Annotated in this window: 20 protein-coding genes; 19 read left to right on the top strand and 1 reads right to left on the bottom strand. The window is 65.2% G+C overall.

The genetic code is table 11. From position 1 onward, the window contains the following. The first annotated feature begins 1 nt into the window (after position 1). From D6Z43_RS12930 to D6Z43_RS12865, 14 genes are all read left to right on the top strand, one after another. Positions 2–871, top strand: coding sequence for an enoyl-CoA hydratase (locus D6Z43_RS12930; protein WP_120652592.1), 870 nt, complete (start codon positions 2–4; stop codon positions 869–871). Next, positions 871–1,953, top strand: a complete 1,083-nt coding sequence (locus D6Z43_RS12925) for a nitronate monooxygenase family protein (RefSeq protein WP_120652591.1) — start codon at positions 871–873, stop codon at positions 1,951–1,953. The genes D6Z43_RS12930 and D6Z43_RS12925 overlap by 1 nt, the downstream gene beginning before the upstream one ends. Positions 1,954–1,964: 11 nt before the next feature. Further along, entirely contained in the window at positions 1,965–2,723 is a 759-nt protein-coding gene (locus D6Z43_RS12920; RefSeq protein WP_120652590.1) for an enoyl-CoA hydratase family protein, read from the top strand. 4 nt (positions 2,724–2,727) lie between these two features. Then, positions 2,728–3,894: an acyl-CoA dehydrogenase family protein gene (locus D6Z43_RS12915; RefSeq protein ID WP_120652589.1), complete on the top strand. Its 1,167-nt coding sequence runs from the start codon at positions 2,728–2,730 to the stop codon at positions 3,892–3,894. Positions 3,895–3,904: 10 nt separating this feature from the next. Further along, positions 3,905–4,957 carry an acyl-CoA dehydrogenase family protein gene (locus D6Z43_RS12910; RefSeq protein ID WP_120652588.1) on the top strand — a complete coding sequence of 351 codons (1,053 nt, stop codon included), beginning with the start codon at positions 3,905–3,907 and terminating at the stop codon, positions 4,955–4,957. A 149-nt stretch (positions 4,958–5,106) separates the two neighbouring features. After that, positions 5,107–6,255 (top strand): acetyl-CoA C-acetyltransferase, encoded by a 1,149-nt coding sequence (locus D6Z43_RS12905; RefSeq protein WP_120652587.1) that lies wholly within the window; start codon positions 5,107–5,109, stop codon positions 6,253–6,255. 158 nt (positions 6,256–6,413) lie between these two features. Continuing rightward, entirely contained in the window at positions 6,414–7,289 is an 876-nt protein-coding gene (locus D6Z43_RS12900) for an SDR family oxidoreductase (RefSeq protein WP_120652586.1), read from the top strand. A gap of 210 nt (positions 7,290–7,499) precedes the next feature. Next, positions 7,500–8,657: an acyl-CoA dehydrogenase family protein gene (locus tag D6Z43_RS12895; protein ID WP_120652585.1), complete on the top strand. Its 1,158-nt coding sequence runs from the start codon at positions 7,500–7,502 to the stop codon at positions 8,655–8,657. Then, entirely contained in the window at positions 8,654–9,841 is a 1,188-nt protein-coding gene (locus tag D6Z43_RS12890) for an acyl-CoA dehydrogenase family protein (protein WP_120652584.1), read from the top strand. Before D6Z43_RS12895 ends, D6Z43_RS12890 begins: the two co-directional genes overlap by 4 nt. Before the next feature lie 14 nt (positions 9,842–9,855). Next, a complete protein-coding gene (locus D6Z43_RS12885) occupies positions 9,856–10,638 on the top strand; it encodes an SDR family oxidoreductase (protein ID WP_120652583.1) in 783 nt (260 codons plus the stop codon). Between the two features lie 2 nt (positions 10,639–10,640). Further along, the gene (locus D6Z43_RS12880) at positions 10,641–11,099 is read left to right on the top strand and encodes a MaoC family dehydratase (RefSeq protein ID WP_120652582.1); all 459 of its coding nucleotides are present in this window, start codon (positions 10,641–10,643) and stop codon (positions 11,097–11,099) included. 158 nt (positions 11,100–11,257) lie between these two features. Further along, positions 11,258–12,460 (top strand): acetyl-CoA C-acyltransferase, encoded by a 1,203-nt coding sequence (locus D6Z43_RS12875; protein ID WP_120652581.1) that lies wholly within the window; start codon positions 11,258–11,260, stop codon positions 12,458–12,460. Between the two features lie 10 nt (positions 12,461–12,470). Further along, positions 12,471–12,860: a nuclear transport factor 2 family protein gene (locus D6Z43_RS12870; protein WP_120652580.1), complete on the top strand. Its 390-nt coding sequence runs from the start codon at positions 12,471–12,473 to the stop codon at positions 12,858–12,860. After that, the gene (locus D6Z43_RS12865) at positions 12,857–13,303 is read left to right on the top strand and encodes a nuclear transport factor 2 family protein (RefSeq protein WP_120652579.1); all 447 of its coding nucleotides are present in this window, start codon (positions 12,857–12,859) and stop codon (positions 13,301–13,303) included. The genes D6Z43_RS12870 and D6Z43_RS12865 overlap by 4 nt, the downstream gene beginning before the upstream one ends. A gap of 92 nt (positions 13,304–13,395) precedes the next feature. On the opposite strand, the gene D6Z43_RS12860 is transcribed toward D6Z43_RS12865, so the two are convergent. Beyond that, entirely contained in the window at positions 13,396–14,169 is a 774-nt protein-coding gene (locus D6Z43_RS12860) for an SDR family oxidoreductase (RefSeq protein ID WP_120652578.1), read from the bottom strand. Positions 14,170–14,560: 391 nt separating this feature from the next. Here D6Z43_RS12860 and D6Z43_RS12855 point away from each other — a divergent pair, with 391 nt between their 5' ends. From D6Z43_RS12855 to D6Z43_RS12835, 5 genes are all read left to right on the top strand, one after another. Then, positions 14,561–15,388, top strand: a complete 828-nt coding sequence (locus tag D6Z43_RS12855; protein WP_120652577.1) for an alpha/beta fold hydrolase — start codon at positions 14,561–14,563, stop codon at positions 15,386–15,388. Further along, entirely contained in the window at positions 15,385–16,176 is a 792-nt protein-coding gene (locus tag D6Z43_RS12850; RefSeq protein ID WP_120652576.1) for a fumarylacetoacetate hydrolase family protein, read from the top strand. The genes D6Z43_RS12855 and D6Z43_RS12850 overlap by 4 nt, the downstream gene beginning before the upstream one ends. 16 nt (positions 16,177–16,192) lie before the next feature. Then, positions 16,193–17,101 (top strand): acetaldehyde dehydrogenase (acetylating), encoded by a 909-nt coding sequence (locus tag D6Z43_RS12845; protein ID WP_120652575.1) that lies wholly within the window; start codon positions 16,193–16,195, stop codon positions 17,099–17,101. Between the two features lie 13 nt (positions 17,102–17,114). Further along, positions 17,115–18,149 (top strand): 4-hydroxy-2-oxovalerate aldolase, encoded by a 1,035-nt coding sequence (dmpG, locus tag D6Z43_RS12840; RefSeq protein ID WP_120652574.1) that lies wholly within the window; start codon positions 17,115–17,117, stop codon positions 18,147–18,149. A gap of 150 nt (positions 18,150–18,299) precedes the next feature. Continuing rightward, positions 18,300–19,256 (top strand): TAXI family TRAP transporter solute-binding subunit, encoded by a 957-nt coding sequence (locus D6Z43_RS12835; RefSeq protein WP_120652573.1) that lies wholly within the window; start codon positions 18,300–18,302, stop codon positions 19,254–19,256. Positions 19,257–19,262 lie beyond the last annotated feature (6 nt).

Raw genomic sequence — 19,262 nt, 5'->3', positions numbered from 1 at the left:
CATGAGCCACGAACAGGCCGCAGAAGCAGACGTGGTGCAGTACGAGGTTCAGGGCCCGCTGGCCCTGGTCACCATGCACCGCCCCGAGTATCACAACGCGCAGAACTCGCGCATGACTTACGCCCTGGACGCCGCCTTCCGTCGCGCCTGCGATGACGACGCGGTCAAGGTCATCGTCCTGCGCGGTGCCGGCAAGCACTTCTCCGCCGGGCACGACATCGGTACGCCTGGTCGCGACGTGAACCAGAGCTTCGAACGCACCAGCCTCTGGTACGACCACGTGAACAAGCCAGGCGGAGAGTTCCTCTACGCCCGCGAGCAGGAGGTCTATCTCGGCATGTGCCGGCGTTGGCGCGACATGCCCAAGCCGACCATCGCCATGGTGCAGGGCGCCTGCATCGCCGGCGGACTGATGCTGGCCTGGGTCTGCGACCTGATCATCGCCTCGGAGGACGCCTATTTCGCCGATCCGGTGGTGCGCATGGGGATTCCGGGGGTCGAGTACTTCGCCCACGTGCACGAACTGAATCCGCGCATCGCCAAGGAGTTCCTCTTCCTCGGCGAGCGCATGGGCGCCGATCGTGCCTACCAGATGGGCATGGTCAACAAGGTGGTGCCACGCGACGTGCTGGAAGACGTGACCCTGGACGTAGCCCGGCGCATCGCGCAGATGCCGCGCCTGGGCCTGCAACTGACCAAACAGGCGGTGAACAACGCCGAGGACCTGATGGGCAAGCGCGCCACCATGGACATGGTGTTCGGCCTCCATCACTTCGCCCATGTGCACAACGAACTGGTCAGCGGCGACAAGCTCGGCGGCTACGACGCCCGCGGCATGGCGCAGTCCCAGCGCAACTCATCGGAGGCGTGATGGCGATTTCACTCGATACTCGCCTGACCCGACTGCTGGGTTGTCGCTATCCGATCATCCAGACCGCCATGGGCTGGGTGGCCGATCCGAAACTGGTAGCGGCCACCGGCAACGCCGGCGGCTTTGGCTTCCTGGCCGGCGCCACCATCGAACCGCAGCGCATGGAAGCCGCCATCCTCGAAACCAAGGCGCTCACCGATCAGCCATTCGGCGTCAACTTCCACATGTACCAGGCCAATGCCGGCGAGATCGTCGAGCTGGTGCTCAGGCACGGTGTGCGTGCGGTGAGCTACAGCCGTTCGCCCGGCAAGGCGATGATCACCCGCCTGAAGGATGCCGGTGTGGTTTGCATACCCACGGTGGGTGCGCTCAAGCATGCAGTGAAGGCGGTGGAGATGGGCGCCGACGCCGTCACCGTGCAGGGCGGGGAGGGTGGTGGCCACACCGGCTCGGTGCCCACCTCGATTCTGCTCGGCCAGGTGGTGGACGCCGTCGATGTTCCGGTGGTCGCCGCCGGCGGCTTCAAGGACGGGCGCGGCCTGATATCGGCCCTGGCCCTCGGTGCCGAAGGCATTGCCATGGGCACGCGCTTTTTGATGAGTGCCGAAAGCCCGGTGCCGCCAGCCACCCTGGAGCGCTACCTGAAAGTCCGCGACCCAGCCGCCATCATCATCAGTCGCGCCATCGATGGCATGCCGCAACGGATGATCCGCAACGAATTGCTCGACAGCCTGGAACGCTCCGGCGGCCTGAAACGCCTGTTGCTGGCCCTGCGCAGTGCACTGGCCTACCGCCGTCACAGCGGCGCGAGTATCGCCCAGCTGCTGGGCAGCGCGTTGAAGCTCGGCGGTAGCGACGGTCTCAGCGCCGCGCAGATGCTGATGGCCGCCAACGCGCCGATGGTGATCCAGAAGGCCATGGTCGAGGGCCTGCCGGCGGCAGGCGTACTTCCCGCCGGGCAGATCGCCGCCAGCATCGACAGCCTGCCGGGCTGTGCCGAACTCATCGAATCCATCGTGCAGCAGGCCGAGCAACGGCTCGCCGAGCTGTGCCGCCGCGTGACCGACAAATCGAACAACTAAGGGGTAGCCGGATGAGCAGTCCATTTCACGTGAGCATCGATAACGGCATTGCCGAGATGGTCTTCGACCATCCGCCGGTGAACGCCTTCGACAGTAAAGGCTGGGCGGCCATCGCCGCCGAGCTCGAGCACCTGGGCGAGTCGCCCGAGGTTCGGGTCATCATCATCCGCGCCGAGGGTCGTGGCTTCTGCGCAGGCGTAGACATCAAGGAACTGGCCGCTGACGGCAACCTGATAGTCGCGGTGAACAAGGGCAACTACGACAGCTTCAAGGCCGTCCACCGCAATCCCAAGCCAGTGATCATCGCTGTGCACGGTTTCGTCCTCGGTGGCGGCATCGGCCTGTGTGGCGCAGCGGACATCCTGGTCGCCTCTGACTGCGCGCGTTTCGGCGTACCCGAGGTGGACCGTGGTGCCATGGGCGGCGGCGCCCACCTACAGCGCCTTTTCCCGGTGCAGAAGGTGCGCCACATGTACTTCACCGGCGAGATGATCGACGCCGCCGAGGCCTATCGCCTGGGTGCCGTGGAACGTGTTGTACCCCGCGCCGAGTTGCGCGAGGCGGCCCTGGAGATCGCCCGCAAGATCGCCGCCAAGAGCCCGGCCATGATCGCCCTGGCCAAGGAGGCGCTGACCGGCATCGAAGACGGCAACCTCGAAGACAAATACCGCTGGGAGCAGGGCTTCACCCTGCAGGCCTACCGCTCGCTGGATTCCCAGGAAGCCCGCGATGCCTTCGTCGACAAGCGCACCGCCACCTTCAAGGGATGAGCCCATGGACCTGACCTACACACCTGAACAGCAGGCCTTCCGTGAGGAGGTCCGCGCCTGGCTGGCGGCCAATGTGCCGGCTGAACCGCTGCAATCCTTCGACTGCGAGGAAGGCTTCCGCCAGCACCGCGTCTGGGAAGCGAAACTCAACGAGGGTCGCTGGGGCATGGTGACCTGGCCAAAGGAACTCGGTGGACGCGGCTGCGACCTGATCCAGTGGTTGATCTTCGAAGAGGAGTACTACCGCGCGGGCGCACCGGCACGGGTCAACCAGAACGGCATCTTCCTGCTCGGCCCAACCCTGATGGAGTTCGGCACCGCCGCACAGCAGGAGCGCTTCCTGCCGAAGATGGCCACGGGCGAGGAAATCTGGGCCCAGGGCTGGTCGGAACCCAACGCCGGCTCGGACATGGCTGCCATCCGCTGCCGGGCCGAGCGCAAGGGCGACGTCTATGTGATCAACGGCCAGAAAACCTGGTCCACCCGCGCCGTCTGGGCCGACTGGCTGTTCGGCCTGTTCCGCAGCGACCCGCAATCCAGCCGCCACCACGGACTGACTTTCATCCTCCTGCCGCTGAACAGCCCCGGTATCACCGTGCGCCCGATCCCGCAGCTCAACGGCCTGCCGGGCTTCGCCGAAATTTTCTTCGACGACGTGGAAGTGCCTGTGGATAACGTGCTGGGCGGGGAGGGCATGGGCTGGCACGTGGCGATGTCCACTGCCGGCTTCGAACGCGGCCTGATGCTGCGCTCGCCGGCCCGCTTCCAGGAAACCGCGCGGCGCCTGGTGCAACTCTACCTGGCCAACCGGGAACAGGCGGACCTGGACCCGGCCATCGGCGAAGCGGTGATGCGGGCCTGGATGGACGCCGAGGCCTACACCCTGAACACCTACATGACGGCGTCGCGGCTGGTGAAGGGCGGCAAGATCGGTCCGGAATCCTCCACCAACAAGATCTTCTGGTCCGAACTGGACCAGCGAATGCACGAGACGGCGCTGTCGATCCTCGGCCTGCGCGGCGAGTTGCTGCCGGAAGCACCGGATGCGGGTGATGTCGGGCACTGGCTGGACGGCTTCCTGTTCGCCCAGGCCGGGCCCATCTACGCCGGCACCAACGAGATCCAACGCAACATCATCGCCGAGCGCATGCTCGGCATGCCGCGAGCCTGAGGAGCGCGCCATGGACTTCACCTTCAGCGATGACCAACTGCTGTTCCAGGACAACGTGCGCGCCTTCCTTACCAACGAAGTGATCCCGGAGCGCATCCGCGAGTTATGGCAGACCGGGAGCGGCCGCAGCGACGAACTCTGGGGCCAACTTACAGAACTCGGCCTAACCGCCCTGACCGTGCCGGACGGCTTCGGCGGCCTGGACATGAATGAGCTGGACTTCATCCTCCTCGCCCAGGAGTGCGGCTACGCCGGCCTGCCCGAGCCCCTGGTGGACACCATGCTCATCGGCGTGCCGCTGCTTGCCGCCCTGCCGAACCAGCTCGACCTGCAAGGCGAATGGCTGACCCGAATCGCCGAAGGCAAGGCCCGCCTCGCCGTCGGCGAGCCGGGCAACCCTCTGGTGGCCGACGCCCATGTGGCCGGTCTGCTGTTGCTACCCCACGGCGATGAAGTGCACGCCGTGTTGCCCGAGCAGGTTCAGCTTACCCGCAACGAATCAGTGGACCCGAGCCGGCAGCTGTTCCGCGTCGACTGGAAGCCGACCGCGGGGACCCGCGTGGCCGAAGGCGAGCAGGGCAGGGCACTTTGGGCCGCCGCGAAGAACCGTGGGGCGCTGGGAACCGCCGCCCAACTGCTGGGCCTGGCAAAGCGCATGGTGGATTTGGCGGTGGACTACAGCTTCGAGCGCAAGCAGTTCGGCAAGCCGGTGGGTTCCTTCCAGGCGGTGAAGCACTTGATGGCCAACGTCGCGGTGCAGATCGAGTTCGCCAAGGGCCCGCTCTACCGCGCCGCCCATGCCGTCGCGCAGAACCTGCCGGAGCGGGACGTACAGGTTTCCCACGCCCGCATCGCCTGTACCGAAGCGGCACTGCTGGCCGCCAAGAACGCCATCCAGACCCACGGCGCCATGGGATACACCTGGGAAGTGGACCTGCAACTTTTCATGAAACGCGCCTGGGCCCTGGACAAGGTCTGGGGTGATCGTGGCTGGCACAAGGCACGGATTCGCCAGGCGCTGTTCTCGGGCACCGTCCAGCCGGGGGCGGGGAATACGTTCTGATTGATAGCGCCCTCTCCCCCCGGCCCCTCTCCCTGAAGAGGAGAGGGGTGACTCGCGCCTGCCATACCGTGCACGGACAGCCCCCTCTCCCTTCAGGGAGAGGGCTGGGGAGAGGGCTACCGACTTCAACCTTACAAAGAGACCACCTAATGCCCGAAGCCTACATAGTCGACGCCCTGCGCACGCCCACCGGCCGGCGCAAGGGTGGCCTGAGCCAGATCCACGCCGCTGACCTGGGCGCCCACGTATTGCGCGAACTGGTCGCCCGCAACTCCATTCCCGACGCCGACTACGACGATGTGATCTTCGGTTGCGTCGACACCATCGGCCCGCTGGCTGGGGACATCGCCCGCACCTGCTGGCTTGCCGCCGGCCTCGACCAGGCCGTGCCCGGCACCACCATCGACCGCCAGTGCGGTTCTTCGCAGCAAGCGGTGCACTTCGCCGCCCAGGCCGTGATGAGCGGCACCCAGGACGTGGTGATCGCCGGTGGCGTGCAGACCATGACGCAGATTCCGATTTCTTCGGCCATGACCGCCGCCGAACCGCTGGGCTTCACTGACCCATTTTCCGGCTCCGAAGGCTGGGTGAAGCGCTATGGCAAGGTGCCGCCGACCCAGTTCCGCTCTGCGCAGATGATCGCCGAACGCTGGGGCCTGTCCCGCCAGGCGCTGGAGGCCTACGCCCTGGAATCTCACCGCCGCGCCTTGCGCGCCATCGAGCAGGGCCGTTTCGCCCGCGAGATCGTGCCACTGGCCGGCGTCGAGCACGACGAAACCCCGCGCCAGACCAGCCTGGACAAGATGGCCGAGCTTGAAACCCTGTTCGGCTGCGACCGCGTCACTGCAGGGGTTTCCAGCCAGACCTGCGATGGCGCCAGTGCGCTGCTGGTGGTCTCCGAGGCGGCGCTCAAGCGCTACAACCTCACACCCCGTGCGCGCATCCACCACATCAGCGTGCGTGCCGACGACCCCGTATGGATGCTCACCGCGCCCATTCCGGCCACCGCGTACGCGCTGAAGCGTGCCGGCATGAAGCTGGACGACATCGATCGGGTGGAAATCAACGAAGCCTTTGCCTCGGTCGCGCTGGCCTGGCTGAAGGAAACCGGCTACCCCCATGAACGCACCAACGTCAACGGTGGCGCTATCGCCCTCGGCCACCCTCTGGGCGCCACCGGCACCCGGCTGATGTGCACGCTGCTGCACGAGCTGGAACGCAGCGGCGGCCGCTTCGGAATGCAGACCATGTGCGAAGGCGGTGGGCAGGCGAACGTGACCATCATCGAGCGCCTTTGACCTCGCTCCCCTCTCCCCCGGCCCCTCTCCCTGAATAGGAGAGGGGAGCAACGCAGTCTGTGCCGAACTCGACCACTGCACGGACCGCCCCCTCTCCCTCTGGGAGAGGCTTGGGGTGAGGGCCGTCACCACCATTCGAACTCACCGGAGAACCCCAAATGCCAATCTGCCAGAACCGCTCCGTCATCATCACTGGCGCCGGCGGCGGGCTGGGCCGTGCTTATGCACTGGCCTTCGCCGCCGAAGGCGCCAACGTACTGGTCAATGACATCAACCTGCCGGCCGCCGAAGCGGTGGTCGCCGAAATCCGCGCCAAGGGCGGCGAAGCTGTCGCCAGCAACGGCGATATCACCAACTACGCCGCTGCCGGCGAAATCGTGCGCCAGGCCATCGAAGCCTTTGGCGACCTTCACGTGCTGGTGAACAACGCCGGTATCTGCCGCGACCGCATGTTCGCAAGCCTCACCGAGGCCGACTGGGACGCCGTGATGGCGGTACACCTGAAGGGCCATTTCTGTCTCGCCAGCCATGCCGTGAAGCACTGGCGCGAACAGGCCAAGGGCGGTGTCGCGGTCAAGGCCCGAATCATCAACACCAGTTCCGGCGCCGGCCTGCAGGGTTCCATCGGCCAGTCCAACTACGCAGCTGCGAAAGGTGGCATCGCTTCCCTGACGCTGGTGCAGGCGGCCGAACTGGCGCGCTACGGCATCACCGCCAATGCCCTGGCCCCGGCCGCCCGCACCGGCATGACCGAGGAAGTGTTTGCCGAGGTGATGAAGAGACCGGACGAAGGCTTCGACCACTTCGCCCCCGAGAACGTCGCCCCGTTGGTGGTGTGGCTGGGCTCAGAGGACTCGCAGGCCATCACCGGGCGCATGTTCGAAGTGGAAGGCGGCAGGCTCTCGATCGCCGACGGCTGGCGCCGTGGCCCCGAGTTCGACAAGGGCGCACGCTACCAGCCGGAGGAAGTGGGCGGGGTGGTCGAACGCCTGCTCGCCGAAACGGTGCCGGCGCAGAAGGTGTACGGCAGCTGAGCCCCGCACGTCCCTGCTGCTTTCTTTTCTTTGTGGGAGCGAATTCATTCGCGATTGGCCGTGCAGCGGCCTCTGATTCTGCTTGGCGAATGAATTCGCTCCCACACCCTCCTTCAACCCACCTGCCTGCTTCGTCCATCCGGACGATTCCCCGCCTTCCGCAACTCGCCAGACTCCTTTCCAGCCCTGGAATCACAAGAAGGCAGCGTTATGGAATTCGCATTCAGCGATGAGCAGGAGATGATCCGCGAGTCCGCCGAGAGTTTTCTCGCGGATGTATCTGACTCCGCCGCCGTGCGTGCGGCGATGGCCAGCGATCTAGGCCACGACCCGGTGCTCTGGCAGCGCGTGTGCAGCGAGATGGTCTGGCCGGCCATCCACATTCCCGAAGCCTATGGTGGCCTTGGCTTGGGCTTCGTGGAACTGGCGATCCTGCTGGAGCAAATGGGGCGTCGTCTGTTCTGCTCGCCCTTCTTCGCCAGCGCCTGCCTGGCCACCCCGGCCCTGCTGCTGGGAGGGAGCGAGGAGCAGAAAGCGAAATGGCTTCCGCAACTGGCCGAAGGCCGCCTGACCGCCACCCTGGCGTACACCAGCAGTACCCGTAACGGGCTGGATTCGGTACAGGCCAGCGTGCGCGACGAGGGTAAAGGCTTTGTCCTCGACGGCAAGTTGCGCCAGGTGATCGATGGTCACAGTGCTGGTCTGCTGGTCGTGGCGGCACGGGGTAGCGAGGGCATCGGCCTGTTCGCCATTCCGGCGGACACGCCCGGCATCAGCCGCAAGCTGGTTCCGACACTGGACCAGACCCGCAAGCTGGCCGAAGTCGAACTCAACCACGTGTATGTCGGTGCCGATGCCGCGCTGGGCACGCCGGGGCAGGGCGGTGAGTTGCTGGAGAAAATCCTGCAACTGGCTTGCGTGGCCCTGGCCGCCGAGCAGACTGGCGGCGCCCAGCAGGCCCTCGACCTGACGCTGGCCTATACAGCTGAACGGCAACAGTTTGGTCGCGCCATCGCCAGCTTCCAGGCCATCAAGCACCGCGCCGCCGACATGATGCTGGAGGTGGAGTGCGCGCGATCGGCCGCCTTGTACGCCGCTTGTGTGGCCGAGGAAGTCCTGGCCGGTAATGGCGATCCCGAAGTCGCCGCCGAACTGCCTCTGGCCGCTGCCCTGGCCAAGTCGCGTTGCTCTGAGGCGTTTTTCCATTGCGCGGCGGAATCGATCCAGATGCATGGTGGCGTCGGCTTCACCTGGGAGTACGACCCGCACCTCTACTTCAAGCGCGCACGGGCCAGCGAGGCCCTGTTCGGCGCGCCGTCCTGGCACCGCGAGCGCATCGCCGTGGCCCTCCTTGGGGAATACGCATGAAGATCAGTTTCAGTGAGGCGGACGAAGCCTTCCGCCGCGAGGTGGCCGGCTGGCTGGCGGACAATCTCCGGGGCGATTTCGAGCCGCTGCGCTTTCGCGGTGGGCCGGGCGATGAGCACAGCTTTCCCGAGGAGCGCAAAGCCTGGGAGCGCAAGCTGGCCGAAGGTGGCTGGACCTGCGTGGGCTGGGCGCCGGAACATGGCGGGCGTGGCCTTTCTATCAATCAGCAGGTGATCTTCCACGAGGAGTACGCCCGCGCCGGTGGCCCCGGCCGCATGGGACACATCGGTGAAGGCCTGGCAGGGCCGACCATCGCCGCCTTCGGCACCGAGGAGCAAAAGCGTCGCCTGTTGCCGGGGATAGTCGCGGGCACCGAGTTCTGGTGCCAGGGCTACTCCGAGCCGGCCGCAGGCTCGGATCTGGCCAATGTGAAGACCCGCGCGGTGCTGGAGAACGGCCAGTGGCGCATCAGCGGTCAGAAAGTCTGGACCTCGCTCGCCCACGAATCCGAATGGTGCTTCGTCATCGCCCGTACCGAGGCGGGCAGCGTTGGCCACCAGGGGCTGTCATTCCTGCTGGTGCCCATGCACCAGCCGGGTATCACGGTGCGCCCCATCGAGCAGCTCACCGGTACCTCCGAATTCAACGAAGTGTTCTTCGATGACGCGCTGACCGACGCCGATAACATCCTCGGCGTGCCGGGCGATGGCTGGAAGATCGCCATGGCCCTGCTGGGCTTCGAGCGTGGTGTCTCCACCCTCGGCCAGCAGATGCTGTTCCAGAACGAACTGGAAGAGATCATCCAGATTGCCCGCGCCAACGGTGCCGCCCGTGACCCATTGCTGCGTCAGCGCATCGCCGAAGCCTGGGGTGGGTTGCGCATCCTGCGCTACAACTCCCTGCGCATGCTCTCCGGTGCACAGGATGGCGCGCTGCGTCGCGAGGCGATGATCTACAAGCTGTGCTGGGCCAATTGGCATGTCGAGCTGGGCAAACTGGCCATGGACGTCCTCGGCCCCGACGCTGAATTGCTGGAGGGCGCGCCCTATGAACTGGGCCGTCTGCAGTCGATGTTCCTCTTCAGCCGCTCCGATTCCATCTACGGCGGCACCAACGAAATCCAACGCAACATCATCGCCGAACGCGCCCTGGGCATGCCCCGCGAACCGCGCGTGCGCGCCTGATCCGAGGACCTTGCATGACCATTCCAACCTACGTTCCCGGCCACGGCCTGCTGCGCGGCAAATCGGTTCTGATCACTGCCGCGGCTGGTGCTGGTATCGGCTTCTCTGCCGCCTTGCGCGCTGCCGAGGAAGGCTGTCGCGCACTGATGATCAGCGACATCCATGAAGGACGCCTGCAGGAGGCGGTGGCGAAGATTCGCGAGGCCACCGGACTCGATCAGGTCCATGGCCAGGTCTGCAACGTCACCATTGAGGAGCAGGTGCAGGCCCTGGTCACGGCGGCCGAGCGCGAGCTGGGCGGAGTCGATGTGCTGATCAACAATGCTGGCCTGGGTGGATCGCGCCTGCTGGTGGAGATGAGCGATGAGGAATGGAACCGCGTCCTCGACGTAACCCTCACCGGCACCATGCGCATGACCCGCGCCATGCTGCCGAAGATGATCGAGCGCCAGGCCGGCGTGATCGTCAACAACGCCTCGGTACTCGGCTGGCGCGCGCAGAAGGAACAAAGCCACTACGCCGCCGCCAAGGCCGGTGTCATGGCCTTGACCCGCTGCGCAGCGGTGGAGGCGGCCGAACACGGCATCCGCATCAACGCGGTGAGTCCGAGCATCGCCCTGCATGACTTCCTGAAGCGATCCGCACCCAAGGAGTTGCTGGACCAGCTCGCCTCCCGCGAGGCCTTCGGCCGCGCCGCAGAAGTCTGGGAAGTGGCCAACGTGATGATGTTCCTGGCCAGCGACTACAGCTCCTACATGACCGGCGAAGTGCTGTCGGTTTCCAGCCAGAGGGCCTGAGCATGAAGGTGATCTTCGAAACCCCGGCTGCCTTGCTGGAGCGGGTGGGCGAACAACTGGGTCACAGCGAGTGGTTGAGTGTCGAGCAGTCGCGCATCGACCAATTCGCCGATGCCACCGGCGACCACCAGTGGATCCACGTCGACCCGGTTCGCGCCGCCAGCGGCCCCTTCGGTGCCTGCATCGCCCACGGCTACCTGACCCTGGCCCTGGTCAACCTGTTCCTGCCGCAGATAGTCGAGGTGCGCGGCATCTCCATGGGGGTGAACTACGGCTGCGAGAAGGTCCGTTTCCCCAATGTGGTCCGCGCCGGCAACCGTGTGCGCGGCAGTGCGCAACTTATCGCCGCCGAAGCCGTGAAGGGCGGAGTCCAGGCCACCATCCGCATCAGTGTGGAGATCGAGGGGGAGGATCGTCCGGGCTGCGTGGTGGACACCATCAGTCGGTATTACCCGGCGTGATCTGAGGTGCGCTTTTCCTGTGGGAGCGAATTCATTCGCGAAAGGGCAGCGCAGCTGCCCCCTTCAGGCCACGCAGGGCAGACCTGCGGTCTGCATAGCGAAAGAATTCGGCCCCACAAAGTCTCCCCTTGCCCCGCGCGAATCCAGAGGACAACAGAATGAAAGAAGCCGTAATCGTATCCACCGCCCGAACCCCCATCGGCAAGGCCTTCCGGGGAGCGTTCAACGACACCGAGGCGCCGCTGATGGGCGGCCATGTAGTGCGTGAGGCGCTGCGTCGCGCCGGCGTCGAGCCAGGGGAGGTGGATGACGTGATCATGGGCGCCGCCGCGCAGCAAGGTACCCAGGCATACAACCTCGGTCGCCTCTGCGCGGTGGCCGGCGGGCTGCCTTCCAGCGTGGCCGGCATGGCGGTAGAGCGCCAGTGTTCGTCCGGTCTGATGAGCATCGCCCTGGCGGCCAAGAGCATCATCTGCGACGAGATCGACATCGCCATCGCAGGTGGCCTGGAGTCCATCTCCCTGGTGCAGAACAAGCACAAGAACAGCTACCGCAACCAGTCCGAAGCGGTGCTGGCGCACGACCCGCGCGCGTATATCCCGATGATCGAGACGGCGGAGATCGTCGCCGGGCGCTATGGCATTTCCCGCGAGGCGCAGGATGAGTACAGCTACCAGAGCCAGATGCGCACGGCCTTGGCGCAGAGCGCAGGGCTGTTCGATGCCGAGTTGGCGCCGTTGGCGGTACGCAAGCTGGTAACGGACAAGGCCACGGGTGAGAGCCGCCACGAATCAGTCACCCTGACTCGCGATGAGTGCAATCGCGTCGACACCACCCGCGAAAGCCTGAGCGCCCTGGAACCTGTTTGGCAGGGCGGTCAATGGTCCGGCGCCGGGCGCTTCATCACTGCCGGCAATGCCTCGCAGCTATCCGATGGCGCCAGTGCCTCGTTGCTGATGAGCGCGCGCGAGGCCGAGCGCCGGGGCCTGGAGCCCCTGGGGCTCTATCGTGGTTTGGCGGTCGCGGGCTGTGACTCCGACGAGATGGGCATCGGCCCGGTCTTCGCTATCCCCAAGCTGCTCAAGCGCTACGGCCTGACCATGGATCACATCGGCCTGTGGGAGCTGAACGAGGCGTTCGCCTGCCAGGTGATCCACTGCCGCGACACGTTGGGCATTCCCGACGAGCGCCTGAACGTCAACGGCGGCGCCATCGCCATTGGCCATCCCTTCGGCATGTCCGGCGCACGCATGGTCGGCCATGCGCTCATCGAAGGTAAGCGCCGCGGTGTGCGCTACGTGGTGGTGAGCATGTGCATTGGTGGTGGCATGGGCGCCGCCGCCCTGTTCGAGACCCTATGAGGAGCATCTGATGATCAGTCCGCAACAGGTACAGGAAACCATGGCCCGCTACGTCGAGCTGGTGGACGCCTGCGATATCGATGGCATCGTCGCGCTCTACGCCGCCGATGCCACGGTGGAAGACCCCGTCGGCAGCCCGCCCCATGTGGGCATCGAGGCCATCGACCGCTTCTACCGCGAGGGGCTGGGCCGCGCCAACGCCCGCGCCCGCCGCACGGGTCCGGTATCTGCCAGCCACGCCGGCAGCGGCGCGGTGCCGTTCTGCGTGGACCTGGTATGGAACGGCGCGCCGTGCTCCATCCAGGTGATCGATGTGATGGAGTTCGACGCCGAAGGCCGCATCCGCTCGATGAAGGCCTTCTGGGGCGAGGCCAACCTGGTGGCGAGGAACGCGTCATGAACCTTGAACAGCGCATCGCGCGCCTCGAAGCGCTGGAGGCTGTTCGTCTGCTCAAGCACCGCTATCTCAACGCCTGCGATCTGAAGGACGTGGAGACGATTCGTGCCTGCTTTGCCGAGGGGCCGATCACGATCGACTACGGCCCGGTGGGCACCTTCCAGGAGCGTGACAGCTTTGTCGCGCTCTACCAGTCACTGGCCTGCAACGAACGGGTGATCGACCTGCACCACGGCGCCAATCCCGAACTGGAACATCTGGTTGACGACGAAGTTGCGGGGCGCTGGGCGCTCTACTACTTCAATGTCGATGCCGAGTCTGGTGCTACGCGACAACTGGGCGGGGTCTACCAGGATCGCTATCGCCGCATCGACGGGCAGTGGAAGATCGTCGAGACGGTGTTTCGGGCGCATTCGATGGTTGTAGGCGCCTCGACATCCTCGTAGGTTGGCGCCGAACGAAGCGAGGCCCAACATCGTCAGGTCGACCCGGGTGATGTTGGGCTTTTCAAACGCAGTGCCAACCTACAGGCGCGCGTTCAATTTGCCCCCGCCTGCTCCAGAAACGCCGGCTTCTCTCCCCCGCCATGCACGCAGATATCCGCGCCGCTCACGTAGCTGGAAAGGCGCGATGCCAGGTACAGACAGGCATCACCAATGTCCTCGGGGCTCGCCATGCGCTGCAGCGGAATTCCCGCCGCTACCCGTGCCACACCCTCGGCATCGCCGTAATGCAGCTCCGCCTGTTCGGTGAGGATCAGCCCCGCCGTTATGGCATTCACCCTTACTTTGGGCGCCCATTCCACCGCGAGCGAGCGGGTGAGGTTGAGCAGTCCGGCCTTGGCCGCACCATAAGCGGCGGTGCCAGGGGAGGGGCGGGTGGCGCTGACGCTGCAGATGTTGACGATGGCGCCGCCCTCGGGCTGGGCCTGCATCACCCGGTTGGCCAGTTGGCAGAGGTTGAGCGGCGCCAGCAGGTTGAGACGGATGATGGATTCGGAGAAGCGCGGCGAGGCCGTGGCCGCCTCGGCATGGGGTGCGCCGCCAGCGTTGTTCACCAGTACGTCGAGCCGTCCGAAGCGCTCGACGATGTTGTCCAGCATGCGTTGCAGCTGCTCGATATCGCGCACGTCACACGGCAGGAACAGAGCCTCGCGGCCTGCGTGACGGGGCAATACGTCCGGGGCATTGCGGCCGCAGATCACCACCTCGGCGCCACCGGCGAGAAAGCGCTGGCTGATGCCCCGGCCCACACCCTTGCCGCCACCGGTTACCAGAACCACCTTGCCGCTGAAATCCAATGCATCGCCCATGGTCGTTTCCTCTGAAATGTCGATGGGCAGAGGCTAGGGCGGGCAGGACGGGCCGCCTACGTCCGGGAGGACTAGGGCTTCCACGTTTGGGGCCCATTTCTGCAGGGGCGAATGAATTGGCTCTTTCTGCATGACGTGTTGCAAGTAGATGCATGGCCTGTAGGAGCTGGCTTGCCAGCGAATGGCCCCGTTTCGCTGGCAAGCCAGCTCCTACAAGGCTCTTGGCCCGATTGTAAATCGCTCGCAAAAGCTAACGCTGCAATAGCGAATGCGTTCGCACCTACAAGTACTTCATCCCAACCCGGCGCAGTGTCTGCTAGTCCTCTCGGACGATGTTGGCCTGCCGGCCCGCCCGAATAATCCCGGCAAACAACAAGCCGAGGAGAGTCCCATGGACGCGCGATTGCCAGGGCGTTTCGTCACGCTGCCCGATGGCCTGCGACTGCATTACATCGAGGCGGGAGAAGGCGAAACGGTGGTGTTCATCCATGGCAGCGGCCCCGGCGCCAGCGGCCATAGCAACTTCAAGCAGAACTATCTGGAATTCGCTGACGCCGGTTACCGCGTCATCGTTCCCGACCTGCCGGGCTATGGCGCCTCTGACAAGCCGGAAACCACTTACAGCCTGGACTTCTTTGTCGCCGCCCTGACCGGCCTGCTGGACGCCCTGGATATCCAGCGCTGCGTGCTGGTGGGCAACTCCCTGGGGGGTGCCATCGCCATCAAGCTGGCGCTGGATGCGCCCAAGCGCGTCAGTCGCCTGGTACTGATGGCACCCGGCGGGTTGATGGAGAAGGAGCAGTACTACCTGCAAATGGAAGGCATCCAGAAAATGGGCGCGGCTTTCGCCAATGGCGAGCTGAACGATGCCGATGGCATGCGTCGCCTGCTCGGCCTGCAGCTCTACGATGCCTCGCTGATCAGCGACGAGACCGTCAACGAGCGCGTTGCGGTGGTCCAGCAGCAGCCGCGTTGCGTACTCAGCACCATGCAGGTGCCGAATATGACCGGGCGCCTGTCCGAGCTGACCTGCCCGATCCTCGGTTTCTGGGGCATGAACGATAAGTTCTGCCCGTCTTCCGGTGCGCAGACCATGCTGGAAAACTGTCGCAATGTCCGCTTCGTGATGCTCAGCGAGTGTGGGCACTGGGTGATGGTGGAACACCGCGAGCTGTTCAATCGCACCTGCCTCGGCTTCCTCGCGGAGGGGCGGCCATGAGCGAAGTCCGGCAACGTGAATTTGGCGAGGAGCTCTACCAGGCCCTGCTCGCCGGTCGCACCCTGGCGCCGCTGACCGAGCGCTGGCCTGAGATCACGATCGAAGACGCCTACCGCATTTCTCTCTACAGCATCGAGCGTCGTGTGGCGGCGGGCGATGCCATCGTCGGCAAGAAGATCGGCGTCACCTCCGAAGCCGTGCAGCGCATGCTCGATGTGCACCAGCCGGACTTCGGTTTCATCACCCGTGACATGTGGTTCGACGACGGCGACAGCATCTCGCTGGCCGGGAACCGCCTGATCCAGCCCCGCGCCGAGGGCGAGATCGCCTTCAAGCTCAAGCACGATCTGATCGGTCCGGGCGTCACCGAGCAGGACGTGCTCGATGCCACCGAGTACGTGATGCCCTGCTTCGAGATCGTCGACTCGCGCATCCACGACTGGAAAATCCGCATCCAGGACACCGTGGCCGACAACGCCTCCTGCGGTGTCTTCGTACTCGGCCGCGAGCAGGTGGACCCGCGCGAGCTGGACCTGCCCAACCTGCGCATGAGCGTATTCAAGAACGGCACGCAGATCAGCCAGGGCCTGGGCTCGGCTGTGCAGGGCAATCCGCTTACCGCCGTGGCCTGGCTGGCCAACACCCTGGGCGCCTTCGGCATCCCTTTCAAGGCCGGGGAGATCATCCTCTCAGGCTCCCTGGTTCCTCTGGAGCCGGCGCGTGCCGGCGACCAATTCGAACTGACCATCGACGGCCTGGGCAGTGCCCGGGTGTCCTTCCGCGACTGACTCCGGGGGAATGAACATGAGCAAGAAACTCAAGGCGGCCATCATCGGGCCGGGCAATATCGGTACCGACCTGCTGATCAAGATGCGTCGGTCGGAATGGATCGAACCGGTATGGATGGTGGGTGTTGACCCGACCTCCGAAGGCCTCAAGCGCGCCGCCGAGTTTGGTCTGAAGACAACCTCAGACGGCGTCGACGGTCTGTTGCCGCATGTGCTGGACGACGATATCCGCATTGCCTTCGATGCCACCTCGGCCTACGTCCACGCCGAGAACAGCCGCAAGCTCAATGAGCTGGGCGTGATCATGATCGACCTCACCCCTGCGGCCATCGGTCCGTACTGCGTGCCGCCGGTCAACCTCAAGGAGCACGCCGAGACGCTGGCGCTCAACGTCAACATGGTCACCTGCGGCGGCCAGGCCACCATTCCCATGGTGGCGGCGGTGTCCCGCGTGCAGCCGGTGGAGTACGGCGAAATCGTTGCCACGGTGTCGTCCCGCTCGGTGGGGCCGGGTACCCGGCAGAACATCGACGAATTCACCCGCACCACCGCCGGTGCCGTGGAGAAAATCGGCGGCGCCAAGCGCGGCAAGGCCATCATCGTCATCAACCCGGCCGAGCCGCCCCTGATGATGCGCGACACCATCCATTGCCTCACCGAAGGCGAGCCGAACCAGGCGGAGATCCGCACCTCGGTGCTGCACATGGTCAAGGAAGTGCAGCGCTATGTGCCGGGCTACAAGCTGATCAACGGCCCGGTGTTCGACGGTCGCAAGGTGTCGATCTTCATCGAGGTCGAAGGCCTGGGCGACTTCCTGCCCAAGTCCGCCGGCAACCTGGACATCATGACCGCCGCCGGTCTGCGCACCGCCGAGATGTTCGCCGAAGAAGCCCACAAGGGCGCCCTGCAATTGCCCGTCCGTTGAGTGGAGATACCCCATGAACCTGCAAGGTAAGCACGTGCGCCTGCACGACATGAGCCTGCGCGACGGCATGCATGCCAAGCGCCACCAGATCAGCCTGGACGAGATGGTCGCCGTGGCCACCGGCCTCGACGCCGCCGGCGTGCCGCTGATCGAGATCACGCATGGCGATGGCCTGGGCGGCAGCTCGCTGAACTACGGTTTCCCGGCCCACTCGGACGAGGAGTACTTCGATGCGGTGATCCCCAAGCTCAAGCAGGCCAAGGTTTCGGCCCTGCTGCTGCCGGGCATCGGCACCGTCGAGCACCTGAAAATGGCCCATGACCTCGGCGTTTCCACCATCCGCGTCGCCACCCACTGCACCGAGGCGGACGTCTCCGGCCAGCACATTGGCATGGCGGCGAAGATGGGCCTGGACACGGTCGGGTTCCTGATGATGGCGCACATGGTCAGCGCGGAAAAACTCCTGGAGCAGGCGAAGCTGATGGAGAGCTACGGCGCCAACTGCATCTACTGCACCGATTCGGCGGGCTACATGCTGCCGGATGAGGTGACCGAGAAGATCGCCGTGCTGCGTAACGGGTTGAACGCCGGCACCGAAGTCGGTTTCCACGGCCACCACAACATGGGCATGGCCATCGCCAACTCCCTGGCTGCCATCGAGGCGGGTGCCGCGCGTATCGACGGCTCGGTAGCGGGCCTGGGGGCTGGTGCCGGCAACACCCCGCTGGAGGTGTTCGTGGCGGTGTTGGAGCGCATGGGCGTGGCTACCGGTATCGACCTCTACAGGATCATGGATGTGGCCGAGGACCTGGTGGTGCCGATGATGGACCAGCCGATCCGCGTCGACCGCGATGCCCTGACCCTGGGTTATGCCGGGGTGTACAGCTCCTTCCTGCTGTTCGCCAAGCGTGCCGAGAAGAAATACGGCATCCAGGCCCGCGAACTGCTGGTGGAACTGGGCCGTCGAGGTACGGTGGGCGGGCAGGAAGACATGATCGAAGACCTGGCGTTGACCCTGTCCCGCCAGCGCGAGGTGTTGCCGACCTGAGGGGGGCGGGAATTGGATCGAGGGGTGTCAACATCATTTCCGGTCTTGGCGCAATGCTCCTTTCAGCCCAGTGCGCATGGGCTGCATCCCTTCTGGTCGATGGTCTAGAGTCAATGCTTCGAGACCATGACAACAAGAAGGGAGTCCCCCATGCGACTGCGTACCTCGATCCGTTCCATTGCCTTTCTTTCCGCCCTGGCGGCCAGCGCCGCAGCGCTGGCCGCGCCCACCTTCATCAATATTCTCACCGGCGGCACCAGCGGGGTGTACTACCCCATTGGTGTCGGTCTTTCGCAGATCTACGGCAGCGGCATCGAAGGCTCGAAGACCTCGGTGCAGGCCACCAAGGCCTCGGTGGAGAACCTCAATCTGCTGCAGGCCGGGCGCGGCGAGTTGGCCCTGGCCCTGGGCGACTCGGTGAGCGACGCCTGGACGGGCGTCGAAGAGGCGGGCTTCAAGGCGCCATTGAAGAAGCTGCGGGCCATCGCCGCCACCTACCCGAACTACATCCAGATCGTCGCCGCCAAGGAGTCGGGCATCAAAACCCTGGCCGACCTCAAGGGCAAGCGCATTTCGGTGGGGGCGCCCAAGTCCGGTACGGAACTGAACGCGCGGGCGATCTTCGCGGCAGCCGGCCTCAGCTACGAAGACATGGGCAAGGTCGAGTTCCTGCCTTATGCCGAGTCGGTGGAGCTGATCAAGAACCGCCAGTTGGATGCCACGCTGCAGTCCTCTGGGTTGGGCATGGCGGCAATCCGCGACCTGTCCGCGACCATGCCGATCAATTTTGTCGAGGTACCGAAGGAGGTCACGGCCAAGATCGGCAATGCGGCCTATCAGCCGGCGGTGATCCCGGCCAAGACCTATGACGGCCAGGACCTGGACGTGGCGACCGTGGCCATCACCAACATCCTGGTGACACACGAAGGCGTGTCCGATGAGCTGGCCTACCAGATGACCAAGCTGATGTTCGACAACCTTGGTCGACTGGTCACTTCCCATGCCGCGGCCAAGGACATCAAGCTGGAAACGGCGGCGCAGAACCTGCCCATCCCTCTGCATCCGGGCGCCGAGCGCTTCTACAAGGAAGCCGGCGTACTCAAGTGATGGCCC

It is taken from the genome of Pseudomonas sp. DY-1 (assembly GCF_003626975.1).
Classification (GTDB): domain Bacteria; phylum Pseudomonadota; class Gammaproteobacteria; order Pseudomonadales; family Pseudomonadaceae; genus Metapseudomonas.
This window is presented reverse-complemented; position numbering and strand designations above follow the sequence as displayed.

What these genes read in the sequence shown, in the direction of transcription:
- D6Z43_RS12875 (WP_120652581.1), top strand. Translation starts at nt 11,258, where the DNA reads ATGAAAGAAGCCGTAATCGTATCCACCGCCCGAACCCCCATCGGCAAG.
- D6Z43_RS12860 (WP_120652578.1), bottom strand. Translation starts at nt 14,169, where the DNA reads ATGGGCGATGCATTGGATTTCAGCGGCAAGGTGGTTCTGGTAACCGGT.
- D6Z43_RS12920 (WP_120652590.1), top strand. Translation starts at nt 1,965, where the DNA reads ATGAGCAGTCCATTTCACGTGAGCATCGATAACGGCATTGCCGAGATG.
- D6Z43_RS12870 (WP_120652580.1), top strand. Translation starts at nt 12,471, where the DNA reads ATGATCAGTCCGCAACAGGTACAGGAAACCATGGCCCGCTACGTCGAG.
- D6Z43_RS12850 (WP_120652576.1), top strand. Translation starts at nt 15,385, where the DNA reads ATGAGCGAAGTCCGGCAACGTGAATTTGGCGAGGAGCTCTACCAGGCC.
- D6Z43_RS12895 (WP_120652585.1), top strand. Translation starts at nt 7,500, where the DNA reads ATGGAATTCGCATTCAGCGATGAGCAGGAGATGATCCGCGAGTCCGCC.
- D6Z43_RS12880 (WP_120652582.1), top strand. Translation starts at nt 10,641, where the DNA reads ATGAAGGTGATCTTCGAAACCCCGGCTGCCTTGCTGGAGCGGGTGGGC.
- D6Z43_RS12835 (WP_120652573.1), top strand. Translation starts at nt 18,300, where the DNA reads ATGCGACTGCGTACCTCGATCCGTTCCATTGCCTTTCTTTCCGCCCTG.
- D6Z43_RS12905 (WP_120652587.1), top strand. Translation starts at nt 5,107, where the DNA reads ATGCCCGAAGCCTACATAGTCGACGCCCTGCGCACGCCCACCGGCCGG.
- D6Z43_RS12915 (WP_120652589.1), top strand. Translation starts at nt 2,728, where the DNA reads ATGGACCTGACCTACACACCTGAACAGCAGGCCTTCCGTGAGGAGGTC.
- D6Z43_RS12890 (WP_120652584.1), top strand. Translation starts at nt 8,654, where the DNA reads ATGAAGATCAGTTTCAGTGAGGCGGACGAAGCCTTCCGCCGCGAGGTG.
- D6Z43_RS12855 (WP_120652577.1), top strand. Translation starts at nt 14,561, where the DNA reads ATGGACGCGCGATTGCCAGGGCGTTTCGTCACGCTGCCCGATGGCCTG.
- D6Z43_RS12910 (WP_120652588.1), top strand. Translation starts at nt 3,905, where the DNA reads ATGGACTTCACCTTCAGCGATGACCAACTGCTGTTCCAGGACAACGTG.
- D6Z43_RS12845 (WP_120652575.1), top strand. Translation starts at nt 16,193, where the DNA reads ATGAGCAAGAAACTCAAGGCGGCCATCATCGGGCCGGGCAATATCGGT.
- D6Z43_RS12925 (WP_120652591.1), top strand. Translation starts at nt 871, where the DNA reads ATGGCGATTTCACTCGATACTCGCCTGACCCGACTGCTGGGTTGTCGC.
- D6Z43_RS12885 (WP_120652583.1), top strand. Translation starts at nt 9,856, where the DNA reads ATGACCATTCCAACCTACGTTCCCGGCCACGGCCTGCTGCGCGGCAAA.
- D6Z43_RS12865 (WP_120652579.1), top strand. Translation starts at nt 12,857, where the DNA reads ATGAACCTTGAACAGCGCATCGCGCGCCTCGAAGCGCTGGAGGCTGTT.
- D6Z43_RS12930 (WP_120652592.1), top strand. Translation starts at nt 2, where the DNA reads ATGAGCCACGAACAGGCCGCAGAAGCAGACGTGGTGCAGTACGAGGTT.
- D6Z43_RS12900 (WP_120652586.1), top strand. Translation starts at nt 6,414, where the DNA reads ATGCCAATCTGCCAGAACCGCTCCGTCATCATCACTGGCGCCGGCGGC.
- dmpG (WP_120652574.1), top strand. Translation starts at nt 17,115, where the DNA reads ATGAACCTGCAAGGTAAGCACGTGCGCCTGCACGACATGAGCCTGCGC.